Origin of the sequence: Flavobacterium endophyticum, assembly GCF_003634455.1 — a bacterium.
GTDB lineage: Bacteria > Bacteroidota > Bacteroidia > Flavobacteriales > Flavobacteriaceae > Flavobacterium > Flavobacterium endophyticum.
The window spans coordinates 1-23,650 of sequence record NZ_RBLC01000004.1 but is presented as its reverse complement, the minus strand read 5'-3'; the positions used below and the strand labels follow the sequence as shown (position 1 = coordinate 23,650).

At 36.6% G+C, this 23,650-nt stretch carries 21 protein-coding genes and 1 other RNA gene; 12 read left to right on the top strand and 10 right to left on the bottom strand.

Going from position 1 to position 23,650, the window contains the following annotated elements:
- Positions 1-34 precede the first annotated feature (34 nt).
- Positions 35-436: a helix-turn-helix domain-containing protein gene (locus CLV94_RS13190; protein WP_121376972.1), complete on the top strand. Its 402-nt coding sequence runs from the start codon at positions 35-37 to the stop codon at positions 434-436.
- Positions 437-511: 75 nt separating this feature from the next.
- Here CLV94_RS13190 and CLV94_RS13185 read toward each other — a convergent pair whose 3' ends face one another.
- Positions 512-1,531 carry a YncE family protein gene (locus CLV94_RS13185; protein ID WP_121376971.1) on the bottom strand — a complete coding sequence of 340 codons (1,020 nt, stop codon included), beginning with the start codon at positions 1,529-1,531 and terminating at the stop codon, positions 512-514.
- Between the two features lie 66 nt (positions 1,532-1,597).
- Entirely contained in the window at positions 1,598-2,149 is a 552-nt protein-coding gene (locus CLV94_RS13180) for a 1-acyl-sn-glycerol-3-phosphate acyltransferase (RefSeq protein WP_121376970.1), read from the bottom strand.
- A gap of 58 nt (positions 2,150-2,207) precedes the next feature.
- Between CLV94_RS13180 and CLV94_RS13175 the strand changes: the two genes are divergently transcribed.
- On the top strand, positions 2,208-2,870 hold the full coding sequence (locus CLV94_RS13175; protein ID WP_121377228.1) for a spermidine synthase: 663 nt from the start codon (positions 2,208-2,210) through the stop codon (positions 2,868-2,870).
- Here the strand turns inward: CLV94_RS13175 and kdsB are convergent, their stop codons facing one another.
- Complete coding sequence (gene kdsB, locus CLV94_RS13170; protein WP_121376969.1) at positions 2,871-3,596, bottom strand: 3-deoxy-manno-octulosonate cytidylyltransferase; 726 nt, start codon at positions 3,594-3,596, stop codon at positions 2,871-2,873.
- 90 nt (positions 3,597-3,686) lie between these two features.
- Complete coding sequence (locus tag CLV94_RS13165) at positions 3,687-5,111, bottom strand: ATP-dependent DNA helicase (RefSeq protein ID WP_121376968.1); 1,425 nt, start codon at positions 5,109-5,111, stop codon at positions 3,687-3,689.
- A gap of 105 nt (positions 5,112-5,216) precedes the next feature.
- On the opposite strand from CLV94_RS13165, the gene CLV94_RS13160 reads away from it, so the two are divergent.
- Together CLV94_RS13160 and CLV94_RS13155 are read left to right on the top strand one after the other, a co-directional pair.
- Positions 5,217-6,035, top strand: coding sequence for a DUF3822 family protein (locus tag CLV94_RS13160; protein WP_121376967.1), 819 nt, complete (start codon positions 5,217-5,219; stop codon positions 6,033-6,035).
- The gene (locus CLV94_RS13155) at positions 6,036-6,626 is read left to right on the top strand and encodes an RsmD family RNA methyltransferase (protein ID WP_121376966.1); all 591 of its coding nucleotides are present in this window, start codon (positions 6,036-6,038) and stop codon (positions 6,624-6,626) included. It abuts the gene before it with no gap.
- 75 nt (positions 6,627-6,701) lie between these two features.
- Here the strand turns inward: CLV94_RS13155 and CLV94_RS13150 are convergent, their stop codons facing one another.
- On the bottom strand, positions 6,702-8,798 hold the full coding sequence (locus CLV94_RS13150; RefSeq protein WP_121376965.1) for an outer membrane beta-barrel family protein: 2,097 nt from the start codon (positions 8,796-8,798) through the stop codon (positions 6,702-6,704).
- 1 nt (position 8,799) lies between these two features.
- The gene (locus tag CLV94_RS13145) at positions 8,800-9,774 is read right to left on the bottom strand and encodes an alpha/beta hydrolase (RefSeq protein WP_170148805.1); all 975 of its coding nucleotides are present in this window, start codon (positions 9,772-9,774) and stop codon (positions 8,800-8,802) included.
- Between the two features lie 154 nt (positions 9,775-9,928).
- Here CLV94_RS13145 and CLV94_RS13140 point away from each other — a divergent pair, with 154 nt between their 5' ends.
- Positions 9,929-11,299 carry a sensor histidine kinase gene (locus CLV94_RS13140; protein WP_121376963.1) on the top strand — a complete coding sequence of 457 codons (1,371 nt, stop codon included), beginning with the start codon at positions 9,929-9,931 and terminating at the stop codon, positions 11,297-11,299.
- 30 nt (positions 11,300-11,329) lie between these two features.
- A complete protein-coding gene (locus CLV94_RS13135; RefSeq protein ID WP_262672420.1) occupies positions 11,330-12,028 on the top strand; it encodes a response regulator transcription factor in 699 nt (232 codons plus the stop codon).
- A 2-nt stretch (positions 12,029-12,030) separates the two neighbouring features.
- Here CLV94_RS13135 and rnpB read toward each other — a convergent pair.
- An RNA gene (gene rnpB, locus CLV94_RS13130) (RNase P RNA component class A) lies at positions 12,031-12,345 on the bottom strand.
- Positions 12,346-12,538: 193 nt separating this feature from the next.
- Between rnpB and CLV94_RS13125 the strand changes: the two genes are divergently transcribed.
- The 5 genes from CLV94_RS13125 to CLV94_RS13105 all read left to right on the top strand — a co-directional run bounded on the left by CLV94_RS13125 (position 12,539) and on the right by CLV94_RS13105 (position 16,345).
- Positions 12,539-12,847 (top strand): hypothetical protein, encoded by a 309-nt coding sequence (locus CLV94_RS13125; RefSeq protein ID WP_121376961.1) that lies wholly within the window; start codon positions 12,539-12,541, stop codon positions 12,845-12,847.
- A 4-nt stretch (positions 12,848-12,851) separates the two neighbouring features.
- The gene (locus CLV94_RS13120) at positions 12,852-13,931 is read left to right on the top strand and encodes a DNA topoisomerase IB (RefSeq protein ID WP_121376960.1); all 1,080 of its coding nucleotides are present in this window, start codon (positions 12,852-12,854) and stop codon (positions 13,929-13,931) included.
- A gap of 13 nt (positions 13,932-13,944) precedes the next feature.
- The gene (locus tag CLV94_RS13115) at positions 13,945-14,553 is read left to right on the top strand and encodes a hypothetical protein (RefSeq protein ID WP_121376959.1); all 609 of its coding nucleotides are present in this window, start codon (positions 13,945-13,947) and stop codon (positions 14,551-14,553) included.
- Between the two features lie 74 nt (positions 14,554-14,627).
- Entirely contained in the window at positions 14,628-15,713 is a 1,086-nt protein-coding gene (gene dnaX / locus CLV94_RS13110; RefSeq protein ID WP_121376958.1) for a DNA polymerase III subunit gamma/tau, read from the top strand.
- Positions 15,714-15,883: 170 nt separating this feature from the next.
- On the top strand, positions 15,884-16,345 hold the full coding sequence (locus CLV94_RS13105) for a DNA polymerase III (RefSeq protein WP_245982575.1): 462 nt from the start codon (positions 15,884-15,886) through the stop codon (positions 16,343-16,345).
- 10 nt (positions 16,346-16,355) lie between these two features.
- Here CLV94_RS13105 and CLV94_RS13100 read toward each other — a convergent pair whose 3' ends face one another.
- Genes CLV94_RS13100 through CLV94_RS13090 form a run of 3 tightly spaced genes read right to left on the bottom strand, consistent with a single transcriptional unit; the run spans position 16,356 to position 19,947 of the window.
- Positions 16,356-17,246, bottom strand: a complete 891-nt coding sequence (locus CLV94_RS13100; protein WP_121376957.1) for a Ppx/GppA phosphatase family protein — start codon at positions 17,244-17,246, stop codon at positions 16,356-16,358.
- A gap of 45 nt (positions 17,247-17,291) precedes the next feature.
- Positions 17,292-19,460 carry a polyphosphate kinase 1 gene (gene ppk1 / locus CLV94_RS13095; RefSeq protein WP_121376956.1) on the bottom strand — a complete coding sequence of 723 codons (2,169 nt, stop codon included), beginning with the start codon at positions 19,458-19,460 and terminating at the stop codon, positions 17,292-17,294.
- Entirely contained in the window at positions 19,444-19,947 is a 504-nt protein-coding gene (locus CLV94_RS13090) for a SixA phosphatase family protein (protein ID WP_121376955.1), read from the bottom strand. Before CLV94_RS13090 ends, ppk1 begins: the two co-directional genes overlap by 17 nt.
- A gap of 557 nt (positions 19,948-20,504) precedes the next feature.
- On the opposite strand from CLV94_RS13090, the gene CLV94_RS13085 reads away from it, so the two are divergent.
- A partial coding sequence (locus CLV94_RS13085) for a choice-of-anchor L domain-containing protein (protein ID WP_211331197.1) occupies positions 20,505-23,650 on the top strand: 3,146 nt, incomplete at its 3' end.

Here is a 23,650-nt window from a genome sequence, read left to right as displayed (position 1 = left end):
TTGTAACTCTTATTTCTTTAAAAACAAATTCACAATGGTAAACATTGAAGATTTCATAAAAAGGCTAGAAAAAATACTTGACTATTATAGCCTTACTGCTTCTTCCTTTGCTGATAAAATTGGCGTACAGCGCTCGAGCATGTCGCATCTTTTATCAGGAAGAAACAAGCCTAGTCTTGATTTTATATTAAAAATTTTGGAAGTTTTTCCCGAAGTAGATTTGTATTGGATTTTAAACGGAAAAGGAGATTTTCCAAAAAATAACAATACTCAGTCAGAAGTCCATGCTCCTATTTCAAATCCGACCGAACATAAAAATCAATCTGATTTTAAGAAAGATGCGCTTTATCCCGTGAACTTTTCCAACGATGATAAAGTGGAAAGGATTATTATCTTCTATAAAAACGGGACTTTTAAAGAATACCAGCCTCAATAGGACGTATAAAAAACGGAAAGCCTTAACTCACCACAAGAGCTAAGGCTTTCCAAACCAATAAAACAAACACAAAGTTTAATCCCTTCTTAAGTATATTCCGGTTACACCTGGTTCTAATCTTACTGTTAATGGTGTAGCATCTGCTTGAGCAGTTGTTGGATAAGCAAAACTTAATACTTGTCCTCCACCGTTAAGCCTTTCAGCTACATAAATCTTATTTGTTTCATCATCGTAAGAAACATCTACTGGGTTTCCTAATAATGAATTCGGACCGTAAATTCTTTTCTGATTGGACAAAGAAATAGTTCCTCCAGATGCTGTTGAAGAAAAAACAAAATTGAAATTTTCAATTACGACAATACCTCCATCAGTAGCTGAAGTAGCTAAACCTACATCTGTTAAAATCATCGTGTTATCATCATCAGAATAGGTAATTCCGTGCGTTCTAGTTAATCCTTCGATAGTGACTCTTTTGTCTGGCGACAGCGCCCCTGTTGGTTTTGAAAAAACAGAATTGAAGACAGCAATATCTCCGGTAAGATCAACTACAGCGTACAAGTTTCCGTCTTCGATATCGATTCCCCAAAGCTTAAAGCCGATAGTAAATGTTTTTTCTAACGTAAATCCTGTGGAAGTTCTTTGATACACAAAAAGCTTGTTCACATTTCCATTGATTTCGGCTTGGTCTTGCACGACAACTACCCTGCTTCCATCTACAGCAATTTCTCTAGCATTGGTAAAATCGCCAGTCGTACTGCTTGCCGTCATCGTTAAAGATGTTACAGGTGTCAACAATGTATTCCTAAAATTGCCATAAACCTCTAGCCTGTTGTTTGTTCTTGAAGCAATAATTACTTCATCGCGATCATCATCAAAATAAATACCATCAGCATCTACCGAACCTGTAGTAAAAGCTCTGGCTGTAGGCATTGACGCTAATAAATCGGTGTAAGTAATCGTTCCGCTGGTATTGCTTGAAGCAAATAATTCAAGTTGCGGCGTAGTAGAGCCTCCATTAGAATCGTCATCACTTGTACACGAAACAAATCCTAGGCTTCCAAATGACAATACAGTTAAAAATAAATTCTTTTTCATAATTTTTTGGTTATTAAATGGTTGGACATAACCTTAATTACGAAAAAAAATAAAGTATGGTTTTATTTAAACTTCAAATCCGTATTCTGGAATTCTTCCTACTACACCTTTGTAGTTATTTTTCAACAATAAGAAGTCGTTTTGTATATCGCCTGTAGGATAAAAAGCATCATGAAGTATGACTTCTTTTTTTGAATAATCAAAAGCAACTGGAACTATCGGAACTTCTGCTTTTAGTGCGATATAATAAAAACCTGTCTTCCAGTCGGAAACTTTTTTCCGGGTTCCTTCTGGAGCAATAGCCAATCGGAAAATTGCTCTTTTTTTGAAAATTTCGGCAATGGCTTCTACAGTATTTTGTCTGGAACTTCTGTCCAATGGCGCCCCTCCCATCCATCGGAAATAAAATCCGAATGGAAATTTGAAAAGTTCTTTTTTCGCAACATAATGCATTTCAAGACCGATTATTCCTCTAGCAAAAAGACCAATATAAAAATCATGCCAACTAGTATGAGGCACCACTATAATTATACATTTCTTGATTTCGGGATCCATCTTTCCTTTGATGCGCCATCCCATCATATTGAAAAAAATAATTTTATAAATAAAGCGCTTCATGCCGTATTATTTTCTGTAAATGTAACATTTATCCTTATTTTTGGGCAAAATAAATTTTGTGCTAAAACGATTATTCAGCTACATCATCCCCATAAATATCCATAAGCAAAAGTCATCCGTGAGTAAAAATCTAGAAATCACATGGACTAATGGCGAATTGGTATTAGATTCTAAAAACACGAATTACTCCTATGGAAGCCTACAGAGAATTCTCCGTAAAGGATTAGACAGTATCGGTTTTAAGACTATTTTAAAAATGGAACATATTATTGTTCTTGGAGTTGCAGGCGGAAGCGTAATCAAAACTTTAACTGAAGAAATCAAGTTTAAAGGAAGAATTACGGGCGTAGAAATTGATCCCGAAATAATAAAAATTGCCAACTCTTATTTTAATCTCGACAAAATTTCTAATCTGGAAATCGTCATTGATGATGCTTTTGAATTTGTCTTGAAAACCAAAAATAAATACGATCTGATTATTATTGATATTTTTCAAGATACGACGATGCCTAATTTTCTTTTCGAAGAATTTTTCCAAAATCGCACTTGCTTTCTTTTAAAGGATAAAGGAATCATTCTTTTCAATACGATGTGTCTTTCTGACAAAGACAATCTCCGAAATAAAAAATACCTAGAAAACGTAAATACGGAATTATATACTGCCCGAACGATTCCAAGAGTCGAAGAGCATAATGAGCTGATTATTTTAGAGAAAAAATAGCTACACTAACTTCCTCGCTTTTTCTAAATCCTCAGCTGTATCAATTCCGATTCCGACATGTGTGGTTTCGACCATTTTTATTTTCTTGCCGTATTCGAGATAACGAAGCTGCTCTAGTTTTTCTGAAGCTTCTAAAGATTTCATCGGAAGGCTGTAAAAATCCAACAAGGCCGGCTTTCTAAAAGCATAGATGCCGATATGCTGAAAATAGCGAACACCTGCATTTTCATCTCTTGGATATGGAATTACGGAACGCGAAAAGTATAACGCCAATCCGCTTTGGTCAACAATTACTTTTACGTTGTTGGGATTTGCAATTTCTTCCTTATCTTTTATTTCACGCATCAAAGAAGCCAAATCAATCTGATGTGACGCATCATTTCTAAAAACATCTAAAAGCTTTTCGAGCGGTTCTTTATTGATAAAAGGCTCATCGCCTTGCACGTTTACGACAATATCAACATCCAAATCTTCAACAGCTTCTGCGATCCTGTCACTTCCGGATTCATGTTCCTTCTTGCTCATAATGGCTTTGCCTCCATTGGAAACAATTTCATTAAAAATTAAATCGGAATCCGTTGCTACAAAAACATCATCAAACAGATGAGTAGAAACCGCTGCTTCATAGGTTCTTGTAATTACTGTCTTTCCTCCCAAATCCTGCATGAGCTTGGCATGAAATCGTGTTGAAGCGTAACGCGCTGGAATAACTGCTATTATTGTCATTAACTTGAAATTATCGTTTTAAAATTTTTGATTTATGATTTTAGATTTCTGGCTATCAATTATCAACTATAATCTATCAACTATAATCTATCAACTCTCTATAAAATTTTCATCCTTAAAACCAATCAAATACAACTTGTCTTTTGCTCTCGTAATTGCCGTATATAGCCAGCGGATATAATCCCTGTCAATTCCGTTTGGCAAATAAGGCTGTTCGACAAACACCGTATTCCATTGGCCACCTTGCGATTTGTGACAGGTAATTGCGTATGAAAATTTCACCTGCAACGCATTGAAATACTTGTTTTCTTTTACTTTTTGAAATTTCCTGTAATTGCTTCTTTCGTCCTCATAATCCAGCATTACTTCTTGATACAGTCTGTTGGATTCCTCATAAGTCAATGAAGCCGATTCGCTGGTCAAAGTATCTAAAATCAGTACCGTTTCAAAAGGAATCTGGTTCGGATAATCCACCATTCTTATTTTTACAGTTGCGAATTTAAAACTGTATAATTCTTGTATCTTGTAAATTTCCAGTACTTCAATGATATCGCCGTTGGCAATAAAATCGGTTTCAGTGGAATCCTTGAGCCAAAAATAATTATTTTTTACGACCATCAGGAAATCTCCAGTAGAAAGTTCACTTTCCTTATCGAGAATCCTGGTCCTGATCTGCTGATTGTAAGCATTGGCCCTTTTGTTGGAACGTACGATAAATGCAGTGTCTTCCAATCCGTAATTACTATATGCTCCATGAATCGCATCTTGGATATCATAGCCGTCTGTCAGCCGTACTATATCTTTAAAATGTTTTACATCAAATTTAAAATCTTCGAAGAAGTCATCGTTGAGCTGTTCACGAAGTTCTGTGGCGTTAAATAAAATCCCAGAATTCTCTTCCTGACGCATCACTTCGTCAAATTCGATATGAGAAACCTCCATATTATAGTTCCTATTGAGCAAGTCAATGTCAAGCGCTGGAGAAATATCAAGATTTACAGGCGGCAGCTGCGCGGTATCACCCAAAAGAATCATCTTGCAGTTGGTTCCAGAATACACATAATAAATAAGATCGTCGAGCAACGAACCATTTTCATAAATACTCGTTTCGTTGCTAGAATCTGAAATCATCGAAGATTCATCGACAATAAAAATAGTATTCTTGTGCTTGTTCTGCTGTGTCGTAAAACTGACTCCGCCTGCTTTTGTTTTCGGGTAATAGATTTTCTTGTGAATCGTATGCGCTGGCTTTTGAGAATAGTTGGCAATAACTTTCGCCGCACGACCCGTTGGCGCCAGAAGCACATATTTTTTATTTATCTCAGTAAGGTTATTGACCAACGTTGAAATCACGGTTGTTTTTCCGGTTCCAGCATATCCTTTCAGTACAAAGATTTCGTCTTGTTTGGTATTGGTCAAAAATTCAGCAATTTTCTGGAAAAAAATATCCTGTTTAACCGTAGGATTAAAAGGAAACTTTGATTTTAGAGTTTTGTAGAAAAGTGCCGTATTCATGGTTTGTTATTTGGTGTAAAGTTATAGCTTTAAGACAAGTTTTGCTTTATAAATATGAGAGCATGACGCAAAAAATTGTAAGTTTGCGAACATCAGTAAAATTCAATGTCGGCTAACACAAACATAACAGAAAAAAAATACAGAAAACTTTCGATTCAAGTATCTTTGAATGGATTTCGGTTTTGCTGTTTTGACACTCTGAATCAGGTTGTTTTGTTCGTAAAAGAAGTTGATTTTAATGATTTTGAAAAATCAATCAAGGTTGAAGATCACTATTGGCAGGCTTTTGTCAACTATCGAGAGCTCACGACAACCTATGACGAAGTGGTAGTCATTCACGAAAATAATCTTTCTGCATTTGTGCCAAAAGCCCTATTTGATGAAAATTATTTGGGAAGCTACCTGCAATACAGTACAAAAGTTTTTGAATCTGATTTTTTTGCTTTTGACACTTTAGAGCCTTTTGATATGGTGAATGTCTACATTCCATATGTGAATTTCAACAATTATCTGCTGGATCAGTTTGATAGTTTTGAATATTTGCACGTGAACAGTATTTTAGTTGCCAAGTTGCTAGAGAGCTCAAAAAATATTTCGGAAACGCAGATATTTGTCCATGTTGGAAAAGAGCATTTTGAGATTATTGTGATAGAAAACCAAAAACTGTTACTGTTTAATTCTTTCGAATACCAGACAAAAGAGGATTTCATTTATTATATACTTTTTACAGCCGAACAGCTAAAGCTGAATCCTGAAAGTCTGAAATTACAACTTCTGGGAGAAATTTCAGAAGAAAGTGACCTGTTTAAAATTGCCTACAGATATATCAGAAATGTGTCGCTGATGAATGTATTTCATACCCAAAAGCACAACGATTTTTCAACAGCAGAAAATTTAAAATATTTTATACTATTCAATTCATAAATGAGAATCATATCCGGGAAATATAAAGGAAGAAGAATTTCTCCACCCAAAGGCCTGCCAGTCCGTCCAACGACAGACATGAGCAAGGAAGCGTTGTTCAATGTATTGAACAATTATTTTAGTTTCGACGGATTAAAAGTTTTAGACCTGTTTGCAGGTACTGGAAATATCAGCTATGAATTTGCGTCGCGCGGCAGCGACAATATTACTTGCGTTGACGGCGATTTCGGTTGCGTAAAATTCATCAAGCAAACAGCCGATGAATTTGATTTTAATATTGCCGGCATCAAAAGCGACGTATTTAAATTTGTGGAAAAGAACAAAAGTTCATACGACATTATTTTTGCTGATCCTCCGTATAACCTAGACCAAGCTACTTTTGAAAAATTGGTCGAGCTTATTTTTGCAAACGAACTTCTGCAAGAAGACGGAATGATGATTATCGAGCATTCAAAATACACAAAGCTGGACCACATGATCAATTTTTCTTTTAAGAAAAGTTATGGCGGTTCCATTTTTTCATTTTTTGAGATGAATGGTGATGATGACGAAGAAGTAAAAAATGAAATCGACGCTACAGAAGAAGGCTAAGATAGAGCAACCCACGAATTCGCTAGTTAAGTTAACTGTTTGTTTTGTGATTGATTGATGTGTGAATCCGTGGCATTACTTTATCCTACTTGAATTTTCGTTTACTTCTTTTTCTTTAAAAATCGAATCCTTTACTTTCCCTAAAGTGTATCGGATTGCAATTGAGAATTCACAATTGTCCACAAAGAAAATAGCTCTAGAATTCACTTTACTGACTTCAAAATTTTCAGTAAACGTCCTATTCTTGAATACATTATTGTAATTTATAGTACAAGAAAGGTTCTTGAAAAAAGTCTTTGAAACCGCCACGTCCATTAAGAAAAAAGAATTTCTTTGGAAAACGCCTTCATTTCGGTTTGTGAGTCCCCAGCCTGTCAACGAAAACTGCCATCCGTTTTGGAACTTAAAAACATGATTGGAATAATAGTACGCATACGGCTTGGCACTTCCTACAACAGCAGAGGCATCTTGAATCTTGTTCAGTATAAGGCTAAACGTATTTGCTGAAGTCCAGAATCCCTTGCTAAAAGGCAGTGCCGCTTCAAGAGTATGTCCTGTTTCTTTATCAAAATTTTCAGGCCTGTATAACAATAAATGCTTCGGTTCCTCATATAAAAATCCGTAGTTGATCACATCCCTATTTTCAAAATAAACGAACTTTACCGATTTGTCTTTGTATTGAAAGTTAGCCGAAATTTCATTAGTAATAGCCGGATTCAAGTTGATATTGCTAGAAAAAGCAAAATAAGGATTGATATATGTAAAACCTTGGCTTGTAGAGGAATAATCAGGTCTAGAAATACTTCTGGCATAATTGAAACTTAACGTTTTTGTACTGTCAATAGGAATCGTTATCTGGGCTTTTGGAAAAAGATTGGTATATTTTTTATCAACAGAAGTTGCTGATTCATCTGCATAGCGACCTGAAATTATCGTGTTCTCTGCTCGAATTCCTGCCGTCCAAGACATCTTCATAAGCGTTCCTGACAATTGAGCATAAGCTGCTGTATTCTTCTCTTTGAGCCTGTATTTTGAATTTAGATTGAGATTCTGTTCAAAATTCTCCATATCAAGACTCGTATTTGCAACGGCTGACGAATATTGGGTTCCCAATTCTAGTTTTATTTCGTTATGGATTTTTTTCTCAAAATCAATTCGGCCAGCAAAAACATTTACATTAAAATCATCGTTCAATTGCTGGAAAGGTTTATAAACGGTTTCATTATAATTATTTGATGAACTATTAGCAGATACTGAATTGTAATTGGAATACTGTAATCCCGCAAAAAAAGAAGCGTCCCATTGGGTTATCTTTTTATTGTAATTGAGAAAGGAATTGATAAATCCTTCATCGCCTTTGGTTTTTCCTAAAGTCTTAATATTGTTTTCAGCTTCATCAATTTTGCTATGCGTCGCAGTGGAAAAATCAAAATCATCTTTTTTAAAACTTCCGTTTGCCGTCAACGAAAAATCTTCGTTCTCATTAATCTGATGGTAAATTCCTGCTCCAAAAACATATTTATCGCGTTTTGTATAACCTGCAACCAGATAATCGGATTCGATATTGCTACTCGGAATCCTGTAATCACTGCCGTTGCTTTCCCAAGGATTTAATTTATTATAATTGAAATTTGCTTTGAATTCGGTCTTGCTTAATTTCAAGCTGGAGTTTACTCCTAAATAATTGTTGAATTTCTTTTTAAACGCTACCGTTTCAGAAAAAACAAGCTGAAAACCTTCTTTTTTGCTTAATTTTCTGGTGATGAGAATAACCGATCGGCCTTCGGCTTCATATTTAGACGATGGATTCTCAATGATTTCTATCGTTTTAATATCTTCCACAGACAAAGCCTTCAGGTCGTTCATTTCTACTTTCTGATTGCCGATATAAATCAATGGAGTTCCTTTGCCTATGACCGAGATTTTTTCTAAATCTGGGCTTATCTGGATTTTTGGAAGTTTTGACAGAAGATCTAAAGTATTCGGAACAGTCTTATAAATAGAATTTGCCACATCTACTTTAATGTTTCCGTTTTTATAAATAAAAGTCTTGGTATTCCCTTCAATCACGACTTCATCCATCTGGTTTAAAGTATCGTTTTCCGTTGTATTTTGGGCAAAAGAATTGCTGCTAGCCAAAGCTAGGACAGCTAAAAGAATAGTATATCTCATCTTATAAAGTATGAAGCCATTTTAACCAATCCGCGGCTATCGTATCCCAGTTGTAGATTTCTTGGTTAACTGTTCCGTCATTGTTGATCGGAAAATAATTATGCTCTAGATTCAGATAGCTTTTAAAAGTGTAATTGTCTTTTTTCTCGCGAATGGCCTCGATCTGGAATAAATCATTGAAGGAAGCCGACCAATCTTTTGTTCCGTAAGAAACTAGGACTGGAATTATCAAGTTCATCAGATTTTCCTTTTGTGGCAACGAAAAACTGTAGGTTGTTTTATACGAATCTCCATTTGTCGCATTGATTTCATTAGAATGTGCCACGACTTTTTTCCAATATTCGATGGTGTTGTTTCCTTCGTTTATAGAATCATTGTCGAAACTTCTGCTTTGCGCCAAAATGTTCATAATTCTTCCGTAAGGATTGCCACCAGAATAAATCAAATGCGTGATTTTTTTATTAATCGAAGCCATTTTAGAAGCAATCGTACTTCCTTCAGAATGTCCTGCCACGACTAATTTCTTGCCTTTTACCCAGCGTTCTTTAGCTAGCTGCTTCAATACGAAATTGTTCCGGAATACATAATAATCTAAATAATTCCTTTCGGTATACCCTTTCGGAGCAATTTCCTTTTCAATGTCTTTTAGGTACATATAATTGGGACCTAACTTATTTACATCCGAAATTATAGGAATGAATGGCTTACCGACAATAACAATATGGTAGTCTTCTAGAAACGGATTTTCGTCAAAAGGCAACGTACTAAACAATCCTTTTTCGTCGTATTTTACAACTGGCTGTGGCAGGCTTCCTTGGCAGAAAAAGAAAATAGGCTTGGCAATTTTTTCTTCCCCTTTCTTAGAAATAACAATAATATCGACGGGTTCGTCTTGATACTTCATAGCGATGTGCCTGTAGCCGAAATCTTCTGGGACTTTTTGAGAATACGAATAGATTTTTGAGAATAGTAACATAACTAGCATTATTATATTAGTTGGCATTGTCATTCGATTGTTTATGGCAAAATTGGTTCAAAAACAGATTGCGAAAGTTAATGCTGGGTTAATGCTGGGTTAATGTCTATTTTTAAGAAGAAATCGCTTATTTTTGGCTTGTAATTCATTAAACATGAAGAAAAAGATAAACTTATTGATAGGATTTTCGGCTGTTATTTTGGTCGTGCTTTCTGCCATACAATATTATCTGGTCAAAACGACTTATGAATATAAAGTTGAGCAGTTCCGTTCAGAGATCAAGGCGAAAATTGCCAAGATAACGAATGATTACAGCGACATCGACACGACTATTTTCAACAAAAAAGACTTGTTATACAAACAGCTTGCAGAAAATTATATTCGGGATAAAAGCACTCGTTTTCACATCAAAAATGCTTTACTGCAAAACGAATTCAAAAGCGAACTGACTCGAAAACTACAAGAAGAATTCCAAAATGAGATTCCAGATTTGACCATAGACTTTGCCATTGTCTTGGACAAGTTTGTCATTTATGACGCGACAAAAGAAGCCGATACTATTTTTGCCGAAAAGCCTTTTATTGAAAATAAGTTATATGGTGATTTGGCTTCCTTAGACGATGCTTTCTTGATTCGGAATTATGTCGGAACGACTAGCGGTTCATTGAAAAAGCAAGAATTAAGTTCTGATTATAAACTTTTGACTGAAGACACTTTATATGTCTCCATCAAAAACTGGGAATTTATCGTTTTGAAAAGAATGACGCTACTTTTGGTATTGGCTATTTTCTCAATATTGACCTTAATTACTTTATTTGTGATTGCCTTAAAAGCACTTATAAAACAGAAAAAAATCAGTGATATCAAAACCGATTTTATCAACAATATTACCCATGAATTAAAAACGCCTTTGACGACACTTTCTGTCTCGACGAAAATTCTAGAACGAAAAGAAATTCGAGAAAATGATGCGACTTTTTCTACTGTTTTAGGAACAATCAATCGTCAGAATAACCGATTGCAGAATTTGATTGACCAAGTAATGACCAATTCTTTGGGTTATGAAGAAATCGAACTTCACAAAGAAAAAGTATCGATGCCCGATTTTTTGAATTCAATCGTCAATGATTTCCAAATTGCCTATCCTAATATTTCGATTGCAAAAGAGCTTGATACGCAAAAAATCAGCCTCAATCTCGATAAATTCCATTTGACAACAGCAATAACCAATGTCTTGGAAAATGCCGTAAAATACGGTTGTAAAAACATTGCTGTCAAAGCTTCGTTACTCAATAATGAGTTTTCGATAAGCATTTCAGACGATGGAATTGGTATTTCAAAAAGCAAGCATTCCCTCCTATTTGATAAATTCTACAGAGTGGAACAAGGTGATCTTCATGACGCCAAAGGCCTTGGTCTCGGACTTTATTATGTCGACCAGATTATAAAAGCACATCAGGGAACCATTAATGTGGTAAGTGATTTAGGGAAAGGAGCTACTTTTGATTTGAGATTTTTGATTTAAATTTAGGGTTATTATTGAAACTACAGGAACGTGTCATACATAAAAAGAAAAATACTTTTAGCGGAGGATGATTTTGATTTTGCGATGATTTTAAAGCACTATCTCGACATCCATAATTTTGAAGTTTTTTGGGCAAAAGATGGTGAAGAGGCTTTAGACATTTTTCAAAAAGAAGATTTCAAGATTTGTATTTTCGACGTGATGATGCCAAAAATTGACGGATTTACCTTAGCCGAAAAAATCATCAAGATCAATCCTGAAGTTCCCTTTGTATTCTTGACAGCCCGAAAACTGAAAGACGACAAAATCAAAGGGCTCAAGTTAGGAGCCGACGATTATATCGTAAAACCTTTTGAAGCCGATGAATTGGTTCTTCGTTTGAACAACATCTTAAAGAGAAGCGAACAGAAAACAAACGTATTTTCTTCAGAAGAAATCCATATTGGCGATTATACCTTTAATCCGCAGCGTTTGGAATTAAAAATGAATGGCTCCATTCAAAGACTGACGGAAAAAGAAGGTGCTCTTATCTCCTTTTTACACAAAAATAAAAATCAGCTGCTCAAACGTGAAGAAATCTTAAAAGCGGTTTGGGGAAGCGACGACTTTTTTTCGGGAAGAAGTATGGATGTTTTTATCAGCCGACTTCGAAAGTATTTTAATGAAGATTCCAGAATCGCGATTGAAAGCATCCGGAATATCGGATTGGAATTTAAGCTGAAGCTATAACAAAAAAATGCAGACCTATAAGCCGGGTTCTGTATCCGCGAAAGCGAATCCTTATCATTTATCTAGATTTGGCATTACTGCCAAACTCAATCTACCTACCCTTCGGCAACGGACGAGCAATCCTTAAATGCCGATATACTTGGTATTTCACCGCATAGAGTTTACCTGGTTTCACTACAGCATTACCTGTACATACTTTCTGTTGCACTTGTCCTCCCAAAATTGCTTTTGGTGACGGGTGTTACCCGCTATGCTGCTCTATGGTGCCCGGACTTTCCTCCCTCTTTATTCAAGACGGCGATAAGGCGGCCTGCGGTGCAAAAGTAAGATAATAAATTTAAGATTTGAGATATAAGATTTCAGATTGTGGCTCGCCTTCTATTTTAAAAAGAGTATAACTATAATTTCACCTCATAATCTTGTAAACTCTATTAACATTCTATTGGCAGGTAGCGAAAAATATAAATTGTAAATTAGAAATAATAAAAACCAACTATAAAAGAAAAAGTCATGGACCATCAAATGTATCATTATGCCACTGTTTCTAAAGCCTTAGAAGAATTGGCTGAAAAAGGATTTACAGTAGATTTTAATTTAGAGTCAGATCGTATCAAAGAATGTGGCGATTGTTTTGAAATTGTACATATCTATCGCTATGAAGGAGCTTCTGATCCTGGAGACGAAGCTACCGTTTATGGCATCAAATCAGACAAAGGAGAAAAAGGAGTCTATGTTTCTGGGGATTTATCTTTTTCAGAAGACGAAGCCGCAAAAACATTACACGAGCTAGTCATCAAAGGCAGACAATCTTCCAACTAAAAGCATGAACCGATTAGAAGCAAAACTCCAAAAAATAGGCAGTGACCCTAAGATAACAGCGAAAGCTGTCGGATTGCGGTATTCGTCTCCTACACATAAAGGTTATTATCGCCAAAAAGACAAGAATAATGTTTTTATCTACAAAGATGAAAACAATAAAACTGTCAAGGACAAGCTTACGATCGAAAGAATAAAAAAGCTGGTCATACCGCCGGCTTGGGAAGAAGTTTGGATTTCTCCCTATGAAAATGGGCATCTGCAAGTCACCGGAATCGACGCCAAAGGAAGAAAGCAATACCGCTATCATCCGAATTGGAACAAGATCCGGAATCAGTCTAAATTTTACAGATTGAGACGATTTGCAAATGCCCTTCCTATGATACGAAAACAGATTGACAAGGATTTAGAACGTAAAGGACTTCCGTATGAAAAAGTCGTGGCTTTGGTCGTAAAGCTTATAGAAATGACCAACATTCGTATCGGAAATGATGCTTATAAGAAGTTATATGGTTCTTTTGGACTTACAACATTAAGAGATAAGCACGTCAAGTTTTCTAATTCTACCATCTATTTTGACTTTAAAGGAAAAAAAGGCGTCACACATAAAATAAGCCTGCAGAGTCGGAAAATGGCCAATCTCGTCAAAAAGTGCAAGGAAATTCCAGGACAGGAACTCTTCCAATATTATGATGACGAAGGAAAACACCATTCAATTGGTTCTGCCGATATCAATAATTATCTTAAAGAAATTACGCAAGAAGATTTTACGGCCAAAGATTTCAGAGTTTGGGCCGGAAGCGTGAATGCCTTGTTTGCTTTTCAGGAAATCGGTCGGTTTGAAACCGAAACAGAATGCAAAAGAAACATCGTGGCTGTTGTAGATTGTGTGGCCAAAAAATTGGGCAATACAAGGACTGTTTGCAGAAAATACTACGTCCATCCTACTGTTATCGCTTCGTATGAAAAAGGTTCGATTTGGAATTACAAACTAAAAAAGAATATCAAAAATAATAAGCTAAATCCTGAAGAAGAAGCATTAGTAAGGCTTTTGAAAAAAGAAACCATAGCTGAAGTTTTAGGATAATAAAAATACAATTATGAAAAAAATCGCTTTAGCTTTGATTGGAATAAGTCTTCTATCTTGTTCCGATAAAAAAGCTTCCGCTGTTGAAACTGAAAAAACTTCCGACAGTATCGTGAAATACGTTTCGCCAGAAATAACAGATCGCAAACAGCTCATCATTCCAGGGAAAAGTATTGGTCTTACTCAATTAGGACAAAACGCCGAAACGCTTTCATCTTTAGGAAAACCCGATTTCTCCGATGCGGCTATGGGCAAGGCTTGGGCGACTTGGTATTCAAAAGATGGTCAAAAAAAGGAATTAAATATCTACACTACATATAAAGATTCCGAAATGAAGGAAAAGGTAATTCGGCAGATTCGTATTACTTCTCCTGAATTTAAAACTTCGGAAGGAATTGCGATCGGAAAATCGCTAATCGACATTCAAAAGAGCTATCCAGAAATAAAACTGGTCGGAAAATATAATGCAGATGGCAAATCAATACAATTGTATGATGCTATGGATTCAGGCATTGCTTTCGAAATTGAAAATGATTCGTGTATTGGTATAATTATCCATGAAACAAATAAGAAAGTAACCGAAGAATACATCACGCTACATCCCGATATGGAACGATTTTAGGTGCGAAGATTAATTTTAAAATTTCTTTTTAATCTTTAAATTTAAAACTATATTTGTCCTCCAGTCAAATTTCTATGGAACATTTCGTTGTATCTGCCCGCAAATACCGTCCGCAAACATTCAAAGATGTTGTGGGTCAGCAGGCTATTACAAATACTTTATTGAATGCCATAGAAAATAATCACCTTGCTCAAGCTTTACTTTTTACAGGCCCTAGAGGTGTCGGTAAGACAACTTGCGCCAGAATCTTGGCGCGAAAAATAAACCAAGAAGGTTATGACGATCCTACAGAAGATTTTGCATTCAATGTTTTTGAATTGGATGCGGCATCAAACAACTCAGTCGACGATATCAGAAACCTAATTGACCAAGTTAGAATCCCACCACAAACTGGACAGTACAAAGTCTATATCATTGACGAGGTACACATGTTGTCACAGGCTGCTTTCAATGCTTTTTTGAAAACGCTGGAAGAACCGCCTAAGCATGCCATTTTTATCTTGGCTACGACTGAAAAGCACAAAATCATTCCTACGATTTTATCGCGCTGTCAGATATTTGATTTCAAGAGAATTACGGTAAAAGATGCTAAAAACCATTTGGCAGATGTAGCGCAAAGCGAGGGAATCACTTTTGAAGACGACGCGCTTCATATCATTGCCCAAAAAGCAGACGGCGCTATGCGTGATGCTTTGTCAATTTTTGACAGAGTTGTAAGTTTTTCGGGTAACAATCTTACGCGTCTAGCGGTTACAGAGAATTTAAATGTGCTCGATTACGAAACGTATATCAATATGACCGATCTGATTTTGGAAAATAAGATTCCAGAATTGCTGATTGCATATAATGAAGTTCTTTCTAAAGGTTTTGATGGCCACCATTTTATAGCCGGACTTGCTTCTCACTTTAGAGATTTGCTGGTTTCAAAGACACCAAGTACTTTAGCTTTGTTAGAAGCTGGCGAGCAAGCTCAAAAAATGTACGGACTGCAGGCTCAAAAGGCTTCGCAAGATTTTCTTTTAAAAGGAATTGATTTGGCAAACGATTGTGATTTAAAATTCAAATCGAGCCAAAACCAGCGTTTGCTTGTGGAACTCTGCCTGATGCAATTGGCCTCTATCACTTTTGATGGAGAAAAAAAAAAGTTGACGGATATATAATTCCTCCAAATTACTTCTACGGAAGAGTATTCGAAATTCCTGTAAAATCTCCAGAAATTATTCAAGTAGAGACCGTTCCTGTTGTTGAAGAAACTGCTCCTACAGAAGAAAAACAGCCAGAAAAAGAAATCATTGTTGTTCCAAAAATCGAAACTCCCGTTGAGAATAACTTGCCAAAAGTTTCAGCGCTTTCGCTTTCTAGTATTAAGGCGAAACGCGAGTTGGAAAAAGCAAATAGTGCTATTGTAAAACATGAGGCCGAATTGCCAAAAGAGCCTTTTACCGAAACCGACATGCTTTTGCAATGGAACAAATATGCACAGCGTTTGGGTGATAAAGGTCAAAAAATTATGGAATCGCTTTTACTAATTAGTGATCCTAAATTAAAAGGAAACATTATATATCATGAACTGCCAAATGAAGGTTCTAAGATTGATTTTGAATCTGAGAAACATGATTTATTAGGACATCTTCGCGGAAAACTTCATAATTATGATATCCAAATTGAGGTCATCGTTAACGAATCTGTAGAAAATAAATTTGCTTTCACGCCGCAAGACAAATTCAACAGATTGAATGAAATCAATCCGAGCTTGGATCTTTTGAGAAAGACCTTTGATTTAGATTTCTAGACCAAATTCTCTAAATTTTATTGTAATACATCGCTTTTACTATACCGTCAGACAGTCCAATTTTTGGAACATAAATATTACGGGCACCGCTCCATTTCATCGCATTCAGATAGACTTTTAGCGCTGGAATAATGACGTCGGCACGATCGGCATTAAGACCTAATTCGGCAATTCGCTGTTCGTACGAAAGTCCATTAAGAAAAGAAAATTGCGAATTCAGATACATATAAGACAATGGTTTTTCCTGCAGTTTTCCTGACATCTTAAAGACTTTATTGATATTTCCGCCAGAACCAATCATGTTTATCTGCTCGTAATCTTCTGTCACGTGCTTGATCCATTTTTCGATTTCTTGCCATACGATGTCATTGACCATATTATTCAGCAAGCGAACCGTTCCGATCTTGAATGATTTTGAAGCTACGATCTTTCCTTCAGCAAAAAGCGAAAATTCCGTGCTTCCGCCGCCAACATCTACATAAAGATACGTCTGATCGGTTTTTAATAAATGATGTAAATCTGTAGAAGCAATTATTGCGGCTTCTTTTTTTCCGTCGATAATCTCAATTTTTATATCCGCTTTTTTCTTGATCAGTTCTACGACTTCTTTTCCGTTATAAGCTTCACGCATGGCCGAAGTCGCACAGGCCATATATTTTTCGACTTTATGTACCTTCATCAAAAGCTTGAAGGCTTTCATGGCATCGATCATCCTTTCGATATTTTCATCGGTAATTTCTCCTACCGTGAAAGCATCCTGACCGAGACGAATCGGAACTCGGACAAGGGAACTTTTGCTAAATTGTGTTTCTTTTCCTTTTTGCTCGACAATATTTGCTACAAGCAATCGCATTGCGTTTGAACCTATATCTATTGCCGCATATTTTTTTATCGTAATCATAAATTCTTTTATAGCATTTTTAAATGGAACCTTGAGAAATGATAGCTATTCTTTAGGTTCGATTACAGTTCCCGGAGTCAGTTCTTCTGATGATATGACTTCTAACTTGTCTCTGTAATAATTGTAGGTTTCTAATTGTGCCCTGAAAACGCGGTCGTCTTTTCGCATTTTATAGAGATTGTCTAATTTTTCGGAATGAAGCCTCACTTTTACATTTCCTTTCCAGCCGATATTGAACGTATCGATCAATTCTTGTTTTATGTTCTTATCGTAAATCGGACAGGTAACTTCTACTCTTCCGTCTAGATTTCTGGTCATAAAATCTGCTGAGGAAATATAAACTTCGGGATCGCCTTCGTTTCCAAATATGTATACTCTAGAATGTTCTAGATAATTATCTACAATACTGATAGCCTCAATATTATCGCTCATGCCAGGAATACCAGGAATAAGAGAACAAATCCCTCGAATTATCAACCTAATCTTGACTCCCGCCCTGCTGGCATCGTATAACTTATCAATCATTCCGTAATCTGACAAGCTATTCATTTTTAAGCTAATGTAGGCTTCTTTTCCAGCCAACGCATTCTCAATTTCTCTATCGATTAGCTTTTCAAAGCGCGTTCTTGTATAATGTGGCGAAACAATCAGGTGTTTGTAGCGATGTATTCTATAATTAATATCAAAAAAGTCGAAGATTTTGGCAACGTCTTTTAGAATTTTAGAATGGCTTGTAAATAACGTTACATCGGTATAAACTTTAGCTGTGGATTCGTTAAAGTTTCCAGTAGAAATCAGTCCGTAGCGTTTTACTTTTCCTTCTTCAAGGCGTTCTATGACACATATTTTGCTGTGGACTTTGAGGCCTTTTATTCCGAAAATCAGTTCTATACCTTCAGTCTGCATTTGTTCTGCATAGGAAATGTTGCTGGCTTCATCAAAACGCGCCTGCAACTCAATCTGAACGGTTACTTTTTTGCCATTTTTTGCCGCATTGATCAAGGAACTGATAATTTGGGAATTCTTTGCCAGCCTATACAAAGTGATTTTTATGGAAACTACTTTAGGATCAAGAGCAGCTTCTCTCAAAAATTTAATCAGATAGGAAAACGACTGATAAGGAGCATTTACCAAATAGTCTTTTTCGGCAATTTTTTCAAGCATGCTTCCTTCCAAGCTAAGTCCATCGACGGGCAGCGGAACATTCGATTGGTATAATAAATCATATCTTCCAAGATTCGGAAAGTCCATATAATCACGGCGATTATGGTACCTTCCTCCAGGAATGATACTGTCAGTCGAGTCTATTCCCATCTTATTCAGGAAAAATTTCAGCGTATCTTTTTCGATCGATTGGTCGTAAACAAAACGAACAGGTTCTCCGATTCGACGATCTTTTACGCTCGAAGAAATCTTCTCCATCAAACTCTTGCTCAAATCACTATCGATATCCAACTGGGCATCTCTGGTAATTTTTATCATGTGAGCCGAAATGCTTTCGTAATCAAAAATATTGAATATGCTGCTGAGATTGTATCGAATTACATCGTCTAACAATATGATATACTGCTTGTTATTGCTCGACGGAAGTACTACAAAACGGTTTATCGTTTTCGGGATTTCGATTACGGCATAACGCACATCTTTTTTAGGCTTCTTAATTTTCAGCACTGTATCCTTTACGACAATCTTGGTGATTGCTTTTGGCTTGGTCATAACCAATTTAATGGCAAGATAGCCTGAAGTATCTTTCAGCACCGGAAATTCAGCCAAATCATTCAAGATGATGGTTACTAGAGCCGGGCTTACTTTTTGAATGAAAAAGTCTTTTATAAAATTCTCTTGTTCCCTAGAAATTTCGGTCTCATTAATGATGAAAATGTTTTCGTTTTCGAGTTCATTTTCAATATTGCTCAAAATCCTAAGGCTTTCGGACTGTTGCTGGATAACGATTTCTGTAATATCCTTAACCAATTGCTGAGAACTGATACCTCCTAAAAGCTTCTCTCCTGAAATACCAGAATGGCTCAAGCGGCGGATAGCGGCAAATCGCACCCTGAAAAATTCATCGAGATTATTTGAAAAAATTCCTAAAAAACGGAGTCTGTCTAATAAAGGTACATTTTTATCGGCGGCTTCTTGGAGTACTCTAGCATTGAAAGCAAGCCAGCTTTTTTCGCGATCAATATAACGGTAATCAATTGGTTGAATCATATTTTCTTAAATCTCTAGGAAAAATCACTTTTTGTGTTTTGCCTTTATCGATCGACTGCCAGTCATTGCTCTGAAAATTGATAGAAACAAATCCTGATGTAGGAACATTATCGATAAAAACGTTCCCAAATTTATTAACAAAATTTGTTATAGCATCATTATGACCAAAAAGAATAACATTGTCATAATCATTATTACACGATTTTATAATTTTTTCGAGCTGCCTTTCGTCAAATGTATAGAGTTCATCCTTAAAAATGATACTTTCAATTGGGCAGGAAAGATTTTGCGCAAAAATAATAGCCGTTTCAGAGGCTCTTTTTGCAGTACTGCTCAGTATGATAAATGTTTTTGGCAGGTGTCCGCCAATTTCCATAGATACTAAATGAGCATCATTCATTCCTCTTGTCGCTAATGGACGGTCTTTGTCTAGAAGTGGGGCATTCCAGCTTGATTTTGCATGTCGTATTAATATCAAATTTTTCATGTACTGATAATTTTAAAACTAGTTAAACCTCGAAAAACACTTCTATTTATAAGAACAAATTACAAAAAAAAGTTTACTTCACAGAGTTTTTAAGCACTTTTATCGAAAAAACTGAGGTTTTGGATTAGTTAAATATTTATTAATATACATTCGTCCTATAAAAGTCAATCATAAAACTTTAGAAGCTCACCACAAGCGACAAAATTTGAATAGCAAAACTTAATACCACCTTGAAGTTTTTCTATTGAGTCTGATTGCAAAATTTCCCTCAAAACGAAAACACTAAGTCGTCCAAATATCTGGGCCTTTTCGTCATGCTTTAGATTCAATAAAAAACAATAAACAAGCCATAAAATTAATAATAACTAAAAAAACTAATCGAATTATGAGCAAATTATACAATAATGATACTTTAACGACTATTTCTGCTATTCACGGATAAAATTGTTTATCTCAAAAACTAGATGCTAATTTTACCCGTTGAAGTGATTTTCTAATCTTATTTTTTATCCAAAATAAGTTCTCGCTTTAAAAATTTTACCCAAAAAAATACGTACATGAAAAATTTTACGCTGCATGAGGATATAAAAGCTACACATACTTTTATATCCAAAAACCAAAATGTCTGCTTAAAAAAACTGGCCCGATTAAACGCCTTGGTAACAATGTCTTGCAAGTTGGTTACAGTAACCTTTTTGCTTTTGTTGTCTGCAAATTCATTTGCTCAGCAAAAAGAACTTTTTAATACCAGGGTTACAAAGCCAAACATTCCATACACTCCTGAAAAGAAGGCAAAAGGCGGACTTGAGTACCAAACTTTGGCCGTTGCAGGATCTATTTCTGTGGCCGAAAACGCTACTTACAATGCTTATACAGCCGAACAATTAGTAAAAAATCTTTTTGTAACGGGATGTCTGTCTGCCAGCAATGTAAGATTCGGATATTATCGAAGAAACAATAATACCTACACTTGGCAGAACCATAGCTGGCCTGCAACTCCGGGTGACCGTCAATTGGCTTATTTCAATAAAGCAACTTCTACCTTCCCAATCGAGGAAGGATTATTGCTGACTACTGGAAAAGCATCTTCTGCAATGGGTCCGAACAATACTGGCGGAAAATCAGACGAAATGGTAGACGCTGCTAACGATCCTGATTTGGTTTCTATTTCAGGACAAACAATCAAGGATGCTTCTATTCTTGAATTTGATTTTGTCCCTGCTGGAAATACGCTAGAATTTAAATATGTTTTTTCCTCTGAAGAATATCTAGAATATTGCGAAACAAGCTATAATGATGCTTTTGGATTTTTCTTAAGCGGTCCTGGAATCTCAGGTCCATACAGAAACAATGCCATCAACCTTGCGCTTTTGCCAAGCAGCAATATACCGATTTCTATCAATACGATCCATTCAGCTGGAACTAATGTTGATAACGTTAATTTCCCAGCAGAAAACGGTCAATACTATACAAATAATGCTAACGGTTCAACAACTACCCAATTTGACGGGAACACTGTTATCTTAACCGCTACTTATCCTGTTACTCCTTGTTCAACTTATAGAATCAAACTGAGTATCGGTGATGCAAGAGACCAGCAATGGGATTCTGGTGTTTTCTTGGGTGCCAGAAGTTTTAATTCTGAAAATATTATCCTTACGAATTACGGAAACCTTATTGAGAACCAGAACAACCTTTTTGAAGGATGTAATAATAAATTCAGAGTACAAAGAACAGGCAGCGATATTTCGCAGCCATTAGTTGTTAATTTGCTTTTGTCAGGAACCTTCACAAATGGTGTCGATGTTCAAACAACTGGCGGACAACCTTTCCCTACGCAAGTAACAATTCCTGCAAATGCAACGTATGTTGACATTCCTTATACTACGATAGCAGATGCCATTTCAGATAATGGCGAAACTTTTATCGTAAGGACAATTACAAGCTGTCCTTGTTCAACAGATGTCGTATATGTTACGCAGACTATGAATATATACGAAACTGCTGTACTCAATTCGATTAACGCTACTAACGCACAATGTAACGGACAAAATAACGGAACGTTGACAGTTAACGTTTCTGGAGGTTCAGGAAGCTATTTATATTCTATCAACAATGGCACTAACTGGCAAAGCATAAATACATTTTCGAATTTAGCTCCTGGAAATTATACGGTAGTTGTAAAAGACCCAGGTAGCTGCAAGCCAAATATTAGCGGTACTGCAACTATCGGTAACCCTACTCCTATTGTTGCAAACGCTGGACCAGATGTTACTATCTGTCCTGGTGGCAATACACAATTAAGCGGAAGCGGCGGTGTCGTATACAGCTGGAGTCCATCTACTGGGTTAAACTTTAATAATATCGCAAACCCAATTGCTTCTCCAACTACTACAACAACATATACACTTACAGTTACGAATGCTAGTGGACAATGTACATCGACTGATCAAGTAACGGTAACTGTAGGAGCGCAACCTGTCGCTCCTACAGCTGCAAGTGTAAATAACAATAATTTCTGTTCTAATGCTGGCGGAAATATCATTCTGTCTGCAACTGGAGGATCGGGTACCAATTTAAAATGGTATACTGACAGCTGCGGAGGTACATCAATCGGTACAGGAAACAACTTATCTATAGCAGCTCCAACACAAACAACAACATATTATGTACGTTGGGAAAACAGTTGCGGAAACTCTTCTTGTGCACAAGTTACTGTTACTGTAAAACCATCTGTTAATCTGACAGGACCATCTAATAGTACTATAGAAGGGTGCAGCCGAACCAGTATTTCTCCTTTAGCATATAGCGAGACACCTGTGTCAATTACGTTAGCGCAATTTTTAACTGCTGGAGGAACTACATCAAACTCTGGGTTAGCACACACTATAACATATAGAGATACTAGCACAGGCAGCTGCCCTACTATTGTAACTCGAGTATTTACTGTAGCTACAGATTGTACATCAGCCAATTTTACCCAAACAATTACAATAAACGATACGACTGCTCCTACATTCGATGGTATTCTTCCTTCTAATGTAACAGTATCTTGTAACAATATCCCAGCAGCTGCAGACCTTAAGGCAACTGATAATTGCGGAACTGTTATGGTAAAAATGCTGGAAACAAGAACCAACGGAAGCTGTGCCGGAAATTATATCCTTACAAGAGAATGGACAGCTACTGATACATGCAGTAACACCGTAACTCACACGCAGACAATTACTGTAACCGATACAAACGCACCGACATTCAATGGAACCCTTCCTTCGAACATAACAGCATCTTGCGGAAACATCCCGACAGCGGCAGTATTGACCGCTGCAGACGCCTGCGGAACTGCAACCGTAACATTTGCGGAGACAAGAACAAATGGATCATGCGCCGGAAGCTACACGCTTACAAGAAAATGGACGGCTACCGACCTTTGCGGCAATACTGCCGTACATACCCAGACAGTGACCGTGGCTGATACGCAGGCTCCTGTATTTGCAGGAACATTGCCTGCTGCCAGCATAACTGCTGCTTGCGGAAACATTCCGGCTGCTGCTGTATTGACTGCAACCGATGCCTGCGGAAGCGCGACTGTGACATTCGCCGAGACCAGGACCGATGGTGCCTGCGCCGGAAGCTACACCCTTACAAGAAAATGGACGGCTACCGACCTTTGCGGCAATACTGCCGTACATACCCAGACAGT